The organism is Mesorhizobium atlanticum (assembly GCF_003289965.1).
GTDB classification, from domain to species: Bacteria; Pseudomonadota; Alphaproteobacteria; order Rhizobiales; family Rhizobiaceae; genus Mesorhizobium; species Mesorhizobium atlanticum.
Genome location: NZ_QMBQ01000009.1, coordinates 224,916 through 236,756, shown reverse-complemented (window position 1 = coordinate 236,756; position 11,841 = coordinate 224,916). Strand labels below are relative to the sequence as shown.

11 protein-coding genes and 5 pseudogenes are annotated in these 11,841 nt (G+C 57.3%); 10 read left to right on the top strand and 6 right to left on the bottom strand.

Translation table 11 applies throughout. The annotated features are described in order from the left end of the window. Positions 1-44 precede the first annotated feature (44 nt). The 4 genes and pseudogenes from DPM35_RS26995 to DPM35_RS32955 all read left to right on the top strand — a co-directional run bounded on the left by DPM35_RS26995 (position 45) and on the right by DPM35_RS32955 (position 1,554). The gene (locus DPM35_RS26995) at positions 45-371 is read left to right on the top strand and encodes a hypothetical protein (protein WP_112130226.1); all 327 of its coding nucleotides are present in this window, start codon (positions 45-47) and stop codon (positions 369-371) included. 350 nt (positions 372-721) lie between these two features. Further along, a pseudogene (locus DPM35_RS33240) lies at positions 722-811 on the top strand (DUF2958 domain-containing protein); the annotation flags it as partial. Continuing rightward, positions 783-1,022, top strand: a pseudogene (locus tag DPM35_RS33235) (hypothetical protein); the annotation flags it as partial. The pseudogenes DPM35_RS33240 and DPM35_RS33235, both read left to right, overlap by 29 nt. A gap of 172 nt (positions 1,023-1,194) precedes the next feature. Continuing rightward, the gene (locus tag DPM35_RS32955; protein WP_245431667.1) at positions 1,195-1,554 is read left to right on the top strand and encodes a hypothetical protein; all 360 of its coding nucleotides are present in this window, start codon (positions 1,195-1,197) and stop codon (positions 1,552-1,554) included. Positions 1,555-1,702: 148 nt separating this feature from the next. Here DPM35_RS32955 and DPM35_RS32950 read toward each other — a convergent pair whose 3' ends face one another. The 4 genes and pseudogenes from DPM35_RS32950 to DPM35_RS26975 all read right to left on the bottom strand — a co-directional run bounded on the left by DPM35_RS32950 (position 1,703) and on the right by DPM35_RS26975 (position 3,733). Then, the gene (locus DPM35_RS32950; RefSeq protein ID WP_245431658.1) at positions 1,703-1,942 is read right to left on the bottom strand and encodes a hypothetical protein; all 240 of its coding nucleotides are present in this window, start codon (positions 1,940-1,942) and stop codon (positions 1,703-1,705) included. Continuing rightward, positions 1,929-2,078, bottom strand: a complete 150-nt coding sequence (locus tag DPM35_RS32945) for a hypothetical protein (RefSeq protein ID WP_245431666.1) — start codon at positions 2,076-2,078, stop codon at positions 1,929-1,931. The genes DPM35_RS32950 and DPM35_RS32945 overlap by 14 nt, the downstream gene beginning before the upstream one ends. Before the next feature lie 58 nt (positions 2,079-2,136). Further along, positions 2,137-2,625 (bottom strand): annotated as a pseudogene (locus DPM35_RS32940) (ISAs1 family transposase); the annotation flags it as partial. A gap of 157 nt (positions 2,626-2,782) precedes the next feature. Continuing rightward, positions 2,783-3,733 (bottom strand): LysR substrate-binding domain-containing protein, encoded by a 951-nt coding sequence (locus DPM35_RS26975; RefSeq protein WP_181592155.1) that lies wholly within the window; start codon positions 3,731-3,733, stop codon positions 2,783-2,785. A gap of 358 nt (positions 3,734-4,091) precedes the next feature. Between DPM35_RS26975 and DPM35_RS26970 the strand changes: the two genes are divergently transcribed. The 5 genes from DPM35_RS26970 (at position 4,092) to proX (ending at position 8,840) form a co-directional block, all read left to right on the top strand. Beyond that, positions 4,092-4,937 (top strand): 3-methyl-2-oxobutanoate hydroxymethyltransferase, encoded by an 846-nt coding sequence (locus DPM35_RS26970; RefSeq protein WP_112130224.1) that lies wholly within the window; start codon positions 4,092-4,094, stop codon positions 4,935-4,937. Positions 4,938-4,941: 4 nt separating this feature from the next. Beyond that, on the top strand, positions 4,942-5,958 hold the full coding sequence (locus DPM35_RS26965) for a sterol desaturase family protein (RefSeq protein ID WP_112130223.1): 1,017 nt from the start codon (positions 4,942-4,944) through the stop codon (positions 5,956-5,958). A 113-nt stretch (positions 5,959-6,071) separates the two neighbouring features. Next, positions 6,072-6,395 (top strand): 2Fe-2S iron-sulfur cluster-binding protein, encoded by a 324-nt coding sequence (locus tag DPM35_RS26960; protein WP_112130222.1) that lies wholly within the window; start codon positions 6,072-6,074, stop codon positions 6,393-6,395. A gap of 44 nt (positions 6,396-6,439) precedes the next feature. Beyond that, on the top strand, positions 6,440-7,774 hold the full coding sequence (locus tag DPM35_RS26955) for an NAD(P)/FAD-dependent oxidoreductase (protein WP_112130221.1): 1,335 nt from the start codon (positions 6,440-6,442) through the stop codon (positions 7,772-7,774). Between the two features lie 58 nt (positions 7,775-7,832). Then, positions 7,833-8,840: a glycine betaine/L-proline ABC transporter substrate-binding protein ProX gene (proX, locus tag DPM35_RS26950; protein ID WP_112130274.1), complete on the top strand. Its 1,008-nt coding sequence runs from the start codon at positions 7,833-7,835 to the stop codon at positions 8,838-8,840. Positions 8,841-9,059: 219 nt separating this feature from the next. Here proX and DPM35_RS26945 read toward each other — a convergent pair. Both DPM35_RS26945 and DPM35_RS26940 read right to left on the bottom strand, forming a co-directional pair. After that, positions 9,060-9,327: pseudogene (locus DPM35_RS26945) on the bottom strand (hydantoinase/oxoprolinase family protein); the annotation flags it as partial. A gap of 41 nt (positions 9,328-9,368) precedes the next feature. Then, positions 9,369-9,905: pseudogene (locus DPM35_RS26940) on the bottom strand (SDR family NAD(P)-dependent oxidoreductase); the annotation flags it as partial. A gap of 401 nt (positions 9,906-10,306) precedes the next feature. Between DPM35_RS26940 and DPM35_RS26930 the strand changes: the two are divergent. Further along, positions 10,307-11,554 carry a M24 family metallopeptidase gene (locus DPM35_RS26930; protein WP_112130219.1) on the top strand — a complete coding sequence of 416 codons (1,248 nt, stop codon included), beginning with the start codon at positions 10,307-10,309 and terminating at the stop codon, positions 11,552-11,554. The last annotated feature ends 287 nt before the right edge of the window (positions 11,555-11,841 follow it).

Sequence of the window (11,841 nt, the reverse complement as noted above, 5' to 3'; positions counted from 1 at the left end):
TCCGGGCGCGTCACCTTCAAGTTGATCGCACTCGGGAAAGCCCGTTGGTGGATACTAGCTTCAATTTCGTTTCCTCGAAGGACGCGATGTTGTACATCGCTGACAAACCGGCGCTCTATGCTGAAATGTTCCGAGTTTCGAGGCTCGGCGGTCGGCTCATTGCCGCTGACTGGCTCTGGTCGGAGGGCGCGACTAAGAGCGTCGTGGTGGATGCTTGGCTTTCGAGATCGCAATCCAAAACCTACTTCATGTGGCCAGCGACCACGACCATCCCCTCATATCCTCACAGCGGCGAACATCGATCCATCATGCAGGCGGCACTGTTGGACCCGCCGATCGCATCGATCACGCCTACACCAACCATTATCTGATCGGGTTGCTGGCGACGACCGGACAGCGGGTATCCGAGGCGGTCGCGTTGGTGGAGACGTCATCGTGCCCGATGGTTTTGCAATCCGCGAGACCAAGTTCCGCAAGACTCGTCTCGTTCCGATTATCTGCGGATTGATCCCGCCGAAAAGCTCGACCTCCTCAATACCGGTGCGCCGCCACAGATCAGGAAAGGCATGTTCACCGGCGTATCCGATCGCCTGTTGACGCTGCTGGAGACCGCCCATGCTCTATAATTATGCGAAGCGATCCGATCCCGGCGCCGTAGAAAACGGCACCGGAGCACCAGTGCTCAACGTAACGCTGTGCTCGACATACTTCGGTCTTTGCGATCCCGGCTTCGGCTTCTCCGGAACTCGGCAGCGTCAGCCTAGCCGAGCTCCAGGCCGTCAATGGACCGCTTGGCCTGGGTGCTGAGCGCGATCGTGCGCGGTTTCCGCTCTCGATCTACGCCGAAGTCGCCTGCCTTGCCGGCCGCATCACCGAGGCCGAACGGCCTTTGCGGCAGGCCGCCGCCGCGCATGCGCCACTCCAAGCGCGCCCCCGACATTTCCGATATTCTGCCGTCGGTCAGGACGCGCGGCGTGCTGGTGCCGCTGCTGATCCGCCCCAACGGTTCGCCCGACACTTTCGAAATCGTCGCCGGACGGCGGCGCTATTTCGCCGCCAAAACGGTCGCCGACGAGCGCTGCGAGGCCGAGCCGCTGCCATGCGCCATCATGGATAGGACGGCGACGATGCCGACGCGCTCGGAGCTTCGCTCATCGAAAACATCGCCCGCCTCGACCCCGACGAGGTTTCGCAGTGGGAAACTTTTACGCGCCTCACCAAGGAGGGAGGGGCATCGCCGACATTTCCGCCACCTTCGGCCTCACCGAGCCTCAGGTGAAACGCATCCTGGCGCTTGGCGATCTGGTGCCCAAAATCCGCGAAGCCTATCGCCGTGAGGAGATCGACACCAAGACGGTGCGCCATCTCACCATGACCTCAAAGGCGCAGCAAAAGGATTGGCTGGCGCTGTTTTCAGATCCCCAGCAACATGCGTCGCGCGGCTGGCAGCTGAAGCAATGGCTGTTCGGCGGCCAGTCGATCTCCACCAGGGTGGCGATGTTTCCAATCGAGGATTATCCCGACCTGATCCAGGGCTATCGCATATGGGTCTGATCCTGGATGAGAGTAGTCGTCGTTCCCAACGCATTTCTTGATGCGGTGGCTGATGGGGACTTTGTCGATATCGGCGGCCTGAAGGATGTTTCTGGCGATGCGGTTGAGGAGCGCGGTGTCGGCCGGAGCGTTGTCCTGGCGGGCACGGCTAAGGTCCTCGTCCCAGATGAACGTCGAGCATCCAGTGCAGGCCGTTTTCGATCTGCCAATGGGCTCCTTTGACGTCGAGTGCTTGCTGCGGCAACAGCAACGTGGAAGCCATGAACAGACGCGTCAGCGGCGTGGCCCGGTCGCGCTGACTGGTGATGCGGATGAAGGCTTTATGGCCGGGCATCAGCGGCTCGGTTTGGGATACGACCTCGGCCTGCCGCCATTCATTTGCGGCCATGGCTGGTTTCGGTCCGCTCCGCGACAGCTGGGGTGACCTCGGTCAGCCGCTGCTTGGCATGAGCAACCCAATGCTGGCGGTTTCCCTTGAGCGCGAGCAGGTAGTCGACGCCGCGTTCGGTGATGGCCTTTGCCATGCGCGTGGAGCGCATCGGCCGTGACTATTCTGCCAGTAAGATTAATGAATTCGACGACCTTGAGGGCTGCCTGGACCTCGTTCACTCCCTCGCCGGGCGAGACCGCCGCCAGGAACAGCCGCGTCTCGGCGGCAAAGGCTGACACCGTCAGCGGCGGACTGGCCGCAAGACCCTTCTCATAGGCTCGCCGCAGCGCCTTGCCGCCGAGCGAGACAACCTCCTGGCATGCCCGTGCAAAGCCCGCGGAAAAGGCGGCAAAGGCTCGTCCGAAGGCCTCCGGGTCGAACCGCCGCAATAGACGCGAGAACGTGTGGTGGCTGGGCGCCACCTCATACTCGATTAACCGCGACAGCGCCTGCTTGCGCTCCTGCGCGAACAATGAGAACTCCGTCGCGTTGCTCGCCCCGCAAAGGCTCGCCGCAATCATCATCACGATCAGGTCGCCAAGCCGATGCGTGGCGTTGCCAGCGCGCGGATCAGGGACCGCGCCAAAATAGCTCTCAAGGCCGGAAATGACAGTCTCTCCTTCGTTCGACTGCCTGCCCAAAGAATTCCTTCTCAGGCCAACTTCAAGTCCCAAAAGCCATATGCGATTCGCCTGCGGCGTGATCGGGTAGGGCGTGGCCTCGGCTAGAATCGGCTATCACGGGAGATGACCCCTGCACAGCCGCTGAGAGCCAGGTGCGGATTAAGAGATATGGCGCTCAAAGCATCTGTGCGGGCTGTGTATCTACGCAAAACCCGGGAATGGCACCGCCGTATCGGCGACCCAGCCATTCCTCAAATGGCTCGATGGGGAATTCAGGAGCTCGATCTGCAGGCCAAGCCAACTGATATCGGTCCTCGGTCTGTAAGAACTGCGGCAAAGGCGCCACCAGGCGTCCTGATTCCAGCATGTTGCCAAGTTGGCGAAGCCAGCCCAGAGCGACGCCCTGACCAGCTAAACAAGCTTGTATCGTGTTGTAGTAGTTGTTGAAGCCCATTGGCTGATGGTTCTGCGGCAACTCCAACGAGAATTCCCTGAGCCAATGCCGCCAGCCCACCCAAGATGGATGCTGCGCCTGCATATACAACAGTTCACAATTCTGCAGGTCAGACAGTTCCCGCAATGGTCCATACCTATCTAGAAACTCTGGCGAGCACACAGGGGTAAGAATATCAGGAAAGAGCGGACGGGTCTGGAAGCCGGGAAAATCAGGCTTGCCAAAGGTGAAGGCAAGATCAACCTGCCCCGTGGGCTCGATGCCCTGGGGGTCCCATGTCACCAGAAAAATCTCCCGCCCGGGAAAGCATTCTCGAACTTCCGCAAGCCGGGGAAGCAGCATGAATGCTCCATTGGCGGTAGACGTCGACAAGACGATCTGCCCTCTTGACCGCTCCTGAATCAAATCGTCAAGCGTGTCAACAATCTGAGATGTTGCGAGCGAGTAAGCCGTCAAAAGCCGTTGACCCGCCGAGGTCAAGGTAATTCTCTTATGCGAACGAATGAATAGTGGTTGGCCCAGTCTACTCTCAAGCTCAATGATCTGTTTGCTGACCGAGCTTTGTGACAGGCCAACCTCTTCACCCCCAAGGGTGAAACTTTCCTGTCGTGCAGCTGCTTCAAAGGCCGGTAAGAGCCGATGAATGTTTCGGTATAGTGTCTTCTTTCGCATGCAATTCCTGGTGGCTCCATGCACCATTCAACTGAAGAGACACCTCTCACTCACTGTTCACGAGCGGCGGAAGGCGCGCCGGCAATGACTGATAGCCCTGGCGGTCAGTTTTAGCCAAGGGACTAATCATTATTCCCTTGCGATGGCTTTGGGAACGTCAAAATCGCCCACAGGATTTGCGCTTTCCGAGATGCGTCTGATTTCCAAGCTCACAGGAAGACCCTCAGCTTGCCTTTGCATTCATTTGGGGAATGCAACGCGATCTTAGATTTCATTTGATCACGCGGCGGTCTGGCAACATCGTTACCGGATCGAGATCGGAGAGTTCCCGGCAGGGAGGTTTCAGGAAAGCACAAAAATGCGCAACATTTTTACGTTCGGCCATCGTCCCGCCCAGAGAAACTGGACGGTCGCAGACTTGCGCGCCAACAAGGGCAAGCTGCAACTAACGGAAGTCACAGCGATGAATGGCGAACAGGCCGCGCGAGCCGCCGCCGCTGGAATAGACACGATCGTTACCCGGTCCCAGATGCTGAAAGAGGTTCGTGCCGCCGCGCCAAACACATTCCTCACGGCTGCGTTGATGCTGATTGATCACCCGACCGAAAAAGACGTCCTGGAAGGCGCGATGCGGGCAATGGGCGAAGGTGCAGATGCGCTCTACACCACCCGGAGCCTGGACACCATCAAGATGCTCGCAGACCTCGACTTTCCTGTTATGGGGCATGTCGGATTGGTGCCGCCCTACAGCACCTGGATAGGGGGCCTGCGGGCCTATGGGACCACCGCGGAAGAGGCTCTAAAGGTGGTCGGGCGCTTTCGCGACATGGAACGGGCCGGCGCGTTCGCCGTCGAGGTAGAGCTCGTTCCTCAGCAGGTCCTGGAGGAAATCAACAAGCACACCACTCTAGTAACTTTTTCGATCGGCTCGGGATCCGGTGGAGACGTCACCTTTTTATTCTCCGAGGACATCTGCGGGGAAACTGAGAATCCACCGCGTCACGCCTTCGCCTACGGGAACGTTCGACGCTTACAAGAACAAATCGAGCGAGAACGCATAGCTGCGCTAAGCGCTTTTCAAACCGAAGTACGTGCCGGAACGTTCCCTTACGAGCGAGTCTCGGTCTCGATGAAGCCAGAACACCTTGAGGCATTTAGAACCCGGTTAAGCAAAACAGATCGCTTGAGCGTCGCCAGAGGATGATGAGATGACCCACGACATCACACAACCGACAGGGACACCTGCCACAAGGTCGACTTGGAATTATCATCCCGAACTCCCACTGCAAAACCACTCGCTGTTCGACCTCAAGCGCGGGCCGCTCGAAGGCCTTAAGCTGCTCTGGAATTCTTGGAAACCGATTTCAGATCGTTGGATCGTGATTGGGGTGTCGGTTCTTACCTGGTTCTATTTATCACCGTCATTACAAGTGGCGCGCGAATTCAAGTTCGACTGGATCGCAACATTGTATTTCCGCAACTTGCTGATCCTGACCATCCTAGCAGGGGGAATGCATCTCTATCTTTATACCTTTAAAATGCAAGGCGACCGCTTCCGTTACGACACTCGACCTTTTCATCGAAAGAATGCGCTATTTACTTTTAGCAATCAGTTTGCCGACAACGTTTTCTGGTCTCTAGCCAGTGGCGTCACCATTTGGACAGCTTACGAGGTTGCTGGCCTTTGGGCGTTTGCCAACGGTTATATGCCAATATTGTCGTTTAGCAGCAGCCCGATTGCGTTTCTCTTGTGGTTCATGCTGCTTCCATTCTACGGTATCCTGCACTTCTACTGGATTCACCGCGTTTTGCACTGGGGTCCGTTGTATAGACGGGCGCATTCGCTTCATCATCGTAACGTGAATGTCGGTCCCTGGTCTGGGATGTCAATGCATCCAATCGAACACGTCATGTACCTAAGTTCCGTGGTGATACATTTTGTGATCGCCTCGCATCCACTCCACTTTATATACCATCTTCAGTCCAAGGTGCTGTTAGCCGTCAGCTCGCACGCTGGATATGAGTCAGTTACGCTTGGAGAAGATAGCAACGCCGGTCTTAAAGTGGGCGACTTCTTCCATCAATTACACCATCGCTATTTCGAATGTAACTACGGCGAGCCTGATGTGCCTTGTGACCAGTGGTTCGGCACTTTCCACGACGGTTCAGAGGAAGCAACCGCGCGCACGCGCGTTCGCATGAAAAGAATGCGGGAGAAGAAGTGAATCGCTGTAGGCAGGGTTTTCTCGGCGTGCATGAACTCCAACAGACACAACACTGCGTCTAAACCGTTGCCTTGGCGCCGTCCTAACACCGCGAACGATTTAAGGAAGAGCAGATGGTTAAGATTACGTACGTAGAACATAACGGGCGGGCGCACGAGATAGACGTCCCCCGTGGGACAACAGTTATGGAAGGCGCTCGCGATCACGGTATCCCCGGGATCGAAGCGGATTGTGGTGGTGCGTGCTCTTGCGCGACTTGTCATGCGCTCGTCGAACCAAGTTGGGTCGCAAAACTGCCTGCCAAGGAGCCAATTGAGCAGGATATGCTTGATTTTGCCTACCAGACGCATCCCACTCAATCGCGGCTGACCTGCCAGATTAGGGTCAACGAAGCTCTCGAAGGGCTAGTTTTGCGTCTACCTGAACGACAGGCATAAGACTTGAGCGATCGGCTACCAATTTGTCGGCCAGAGGAAGCGCAATGTCTGGAATTGTGGTGATCGGCGCCGGCCAAGCGGGAGCATCGCTAGCAGCTAAGGCGCGCATGCTCGGCTACTCAGCCCCGATAACGCTGATCGGCGAAGAACCGCTTGCGCCGTATCAACGGCCACCGTTGTCAAAAGGATATCTGCTCGGCGAGCTCAGCCTTGAGAGATTGTTTCTCCGTTCGCCGTCCTTCTGGAAAGAGCACGAGATCACCCTCGCGCTCGATCGGCGTGTGACCGCCATCGACCGGGCGGCGTCGACGGTAACAGCAGGTGGTGAAATTGTGCCCTATGAGCACCTGGTAGTTGCGACCGGTTCATACGCAAGGAAATTGCCACAAGATATAGGCGGGGGGCTGCCCGGGGTCCATACGATCCGGACTCTTGCAGATGTCAATGGGCTTATGGCTGACTTCCGCCCCGGTCGGAAATTACTCATCATTGGCGGCGGGTACATCGGACTTGAGGCAGCCGCGGTTGGGGCAAAGCTCGGACTTGAGGTCACTCTAATTGAGGCGGCACCCCGAATACTGCAACGGGTGGCAGCTGCGGAGACCTCCAACTTTTTCCGCGACCTGCATTCAGCGAACGGCGTCGTCATCCTAGAGGGCGTCGGTGTCAATCGTCTTGCTGGTGAGGGACGGGTTTCTGCCGCTCTCTTATCGAATGGCATCACCCTTTCTATTGATTTTGTCATTGTAGGTATCGGCGTCGTGCCAAGCACGCAGCTTGCAGCGCAAGCGGGGCTCGCTGTCGATAATGGAATTTGGACCGACGCTCAAGGTCGAACTTCCGATCCCAGAATTTGGGCGGCTGGCGAATGCGCATCCTTCCCCTATGAGGGGGGCCGTGTTCGACTCGAAAGCGTAGGGCACTCGATCGAGCACTCAGAGCTAGTAGCGGGAAACATTATCGGGGGAACCAAGGCATATGAAGCGAAGCCCTGGTTCTGGTCTGATCAGTATGATGTCAAATTGCAGATCGCGGGTTTGAATGCCGGTTATGATCGGGTCGTTGAGCGCACAATCGATCAACGCTCGAAGTCGATCTGGTATTTTCGGGGCGATCGGCTTGTTGCGGTCGATGCCATAAATAATCCTCGAGCCTACATGATTGGGAAACGGATCATAGATTCGCGCCAGACGATATCGGCGGACGCTGTTGTCGACGCGACGAAGGACGTGAAGTCGCTGCTGGCGATCGCCTCCTTGGTTCCTAAAGCACAAGCCCTCCAGCGGCAGGAGCTCAGTTTGCGAACGGAGGCTGAGAACGGCCATGCAGCCACCCAGATCGAATACAGCCCGACAATTGCTGGAGGTGCCGCAAGCTAAACTGCCACTCTTGTTAACATGTCGACTAAATGATCACCACAAGTAAAGGGGAATGACGATGTCGTATAAATCAATAAACGTGACGACAATAATGCTCACGGTCGTATGTGTTACACTTGGCGCTGCCAACGCAGGTGAACTGCCTGGCAAAGGAGTCACGATCCAACCCTCGGATCAAAATTATACTGTCGAGTGGTTTCAAGAGGAGCTCGTCGATATGGGCCTGCGAGAGCTCGGCTACGACGTCAAGGAGCCCGTCTCCATGCAGTTGCAGGCCGCCTTCCTGGCAGTCGCAAACGGCGATGCGACGATTTACTCGGCCTACGCGGATCCGCTACACAAAGCATTCTACGAGAAAGCAGGCGGCAAGACGAAACTCCAGCCTGTCGGAACCTTGGTCGATGGCTCAGTCCAAGGATATCTCATCGACAAGAAAACTGCAGGCGCTTACAAGATAAAGACGATCAACCAGTTTAAAGATCCTAATATTGCCAAAATGTTTGACGTCGATGGCGACGGAAAGGCTGATCTATACGGGTGTGATCCGGGTTGGGGCTGCGAGAGGATCATCGATCACCACCTCGACGCGTACGGTCTCCGAGACACCGTTACTCAGCTGCAAGGCAGCTATGAAACCATCATCGCTGATGCGATCGAACGCATCAAAGCCGGGAAGCCGACCCTCTACTATACGTGGACTCCAATGTGGCTTAGCGGGATTTTGAGACCAGGACATGAGGTCCAATGGCTGACGGTCACATCCACCGCTCTTCCCGAGGAACAGGCTGGTGCGGTGACCGAGGCGGCTGGGATAGGAAACACCGGTTTCCCCGTGATTACACAGCATGTGATCGCCAATACGACGTTTCTGAACCAGAATCCGGCCGCACGAAAATGGTTCGAGTTGCTGAACGTCTCAGTTGAAGACATCAACGCTGAGAACCAGCTCGTGCATGACGGGCAAAGCACACGTACCGATGTTCAAAAACACGCAGAAGATTGGAGGGCTAAACACAAGAAGCAATGGGACGCCTGGATTGCAGAAGCCAAGGCAGCTGCAAAGTAGAAGGCCCATTTCCAGAATCTTGCTGAGAGGGCGGGATTGGAAATGCCCCGCTCTCTCTGCAAACTGTTGCCCCAGCCAAATCGTCTCCAACGGCGGTCGCTACGATCAAAGACCAGGCGAGCCGAACAGAGCCTGTTACTGCAACCTGCGTGCCGTATGAACCGGCTTGCCTCACAGCGGGGCTAATCAAAGGAGCTTTGGCTGAACGAGGGCGCGTTTTCACATCGCAATCCGCGGCCTTCCCGACGCCACCGCCACGACATGCGCTTCGATGAACATGCGCCGGTCCTCCGGTGGCGACGTCGATCTCGGCGCTGTCGGCGCCGGCATCTTTCGCCCGTTCGGCGACGATGGCGTGGACATCGGCTTGCGCAGCCACGATCGCCGCCGCCTCGTCGGTGAAATCGCGCACCGTCTGGCCCGAGGCGAGGCGGAAGAGCCCCTCCATAGGCTGGCTGACGCGGGCTTCGGCCGAGACGCGCACCTGGCAAGCATCGGCGTGTCTACCGCGCCCGGGCAAACGGCATTGATGCTGATCTGTTCTTTGGCGTGGTCCAGGGCCATGGCCTGCGTCAGTGAAACGACTGCACCCTTTGACGCGCAATATGCGACCAGACCTGGACAGCCAACCAGCCCGACGTTCGACGCAATGTTGACGATGCTGCCTCCGCCGGACGTCCTCATGGCCCGGACCGCAGCGCGGCTGAAATAGAAGACACCGTTGACGTTGGCCTCGAAGGTCTGGCGCCACTCGTCATCCGATGTCTCAACAGCGTTTCCACGACGGATAATGCCCGCGCCATTCACCAGCACACTGACTTTTCCGAACCTCTTCACGGTGGATCCAATCACCTGATCGGCGAACGCCGAGTCAGCCACATCACCCAGCATCAATTCGGCCTGGCAATCGTGCTTGTGGACCAATTGCATCACCTTCTGGCCCCGCGCCCGGTCGCGGCCGACCAGCATTAGCGCTGCACCCGCCGCAGCGAAGCCTTCTGCAACCGCCGCCCCGATTCCCGATGTCGCGCCCGTAACGATAACCACCTTGTTCGAATGTCTCATCCAAGCCTACTTGTCACATGGTGGGGGCCGATGATTGGCCAGCCTGATTGCCTTTCAATTCGCTTAGCGCTTGTGTCTCCCCGTTCGCAAGCGACCAAAGAAAATCATGCGGCGGACAAGCTGAAGTTATCGCCCTCTCCAGGCCGGCTTCACCCAGATACTCATCGGGGAGGCCGGGCGATTTTCCACCCCCGAAATCGTGCAGAAGCAACTTAGGCGTATTTCGTCGTGAGTTCGGCACCCACTCGGCGATGACTCTGAATTATGCGGCCAGCAGTAATACTCATTTGAGACACGACCATGCGCTCCCCTATGATTGGCTCCTCGTCGATGATCGTCCACTTCGTCTCCCCGTCGTGGAGACGGAAGACGAAAGCTGCAGCAAAGAGGGGCAAAGTCGAATGAGCGAAGACAAAGTATCGCCAACTCCCGATGGATTTGTAATCAGGGATAACTGGAGTGACCTGCGGCAATTTCGGCCCATGCCGGACATAGACTTCGAACGGCTTGATCGCTATCGCAAGGGTCGTTTGAGGGCGGCGATGCGCAAGGCCGATGTCGCCATGTGTGTCCTGGTCAGTCCCATCACCATCCGTTATGCAGTGGATTACAATTCCTATCCGCTGTTTCAGTCCCATATTCCCGTTACCTACCTCTTCCTGCCGCTCGATGGGCCGATTACCCTTCACCAGGGCACCGTCGGCCACCGGTCATCGGCCGACCGGTCGAGGACAGGCAGGCCGATGTCTTTTTTTGAAGGCGGCAATGAATTGGCGGAGGGCGCGAGGCTCTTTGCCGATGACATTGTCGGCTTCCTAAGCGAGATCGGCGCGACCAACCGCAAGGTCGCGGTAGAATACGTCAACCCTAGCCTGACACAGGCCCTTCTGCAGCGCGGACTGGAGGTTATCGACGCGGTCGACATCGTCGAAGGCGCGCGGGTCATCAAATCGGAAGATGAAATCGCCTGCATGCGATGGGCATGCGCCGTCGCCGAGCATGGGATCGCCCGAATGCAGGAGGCGATGGGGCCGGGGGTAACGGAAGCCCAGCTTTGGGGAATTCTCAATTATACCAATCTCGCCAATCACGGAGGCTGGCATGAGGGGCGCATGCTGGCATCCGGGCCGCGGATCAACCCCTGGCTTCAGGAGGCCACTCAACGCGTCATTGAACCGGGCGACCTGATTGGATTTGACACCGATATGGTGGGTCCGTTCGGATATTTCTGCGACATCTCGCGCACCTTCTACTACGGCAAGGAGCGCCCAACCCCCAGGCAGCGCCAGCTCTATCGTTATGCCTATGACGAGTTGCAGACAAACATAAAGCTGATACGCCCGGGCGTCAGCATGCGGGACCTGCAGGAATCCGCCTGGCCTGTGCCGGAGGAGTTTCGTGCACAGGCCTACAGCTGCCTGATACACGGTGTGGGAATGTGCGACGAGTATCCGCAAGTCAAGCCATCGTTCCATGGTCCGGTAGCTTATGACGCGACACTAGAGGCCGGGATGGTGATCTGCGTTGAAAGCTATATCGGTGCGGTTGGCGAGCGGGACGGTGTGAAGCTTGAGGAGCAACTGCTTGTCACCTTCGACGGCTACGAACTCATGTCGAATTATGCCTTTGACGAACGTCTCTTGGACTAGAAACACAGCTCCCGTGGCGGACGACGAAGCCTTTTCGGTGGCAGGGAGGTGCCCGAGTTGGCAGAACAGAATCTTCCAGGATGTGCAATCCTGATCGCGGAGGACAACAGCACCGTCGCCACCTACCTGCAAGACGTGCTCAGCGCCGAAGGGGCAAAGGATTCGATTTAGGATCTTCTCGACACGATTATGTCCTAGCGGCCAATAGACGGCGCTGTACTGAGCCTGAGCCTTCAAGGGGAAGACACATTGGTCGCGGCCGAAAATCGTGCCCGTTGTCAAATCCC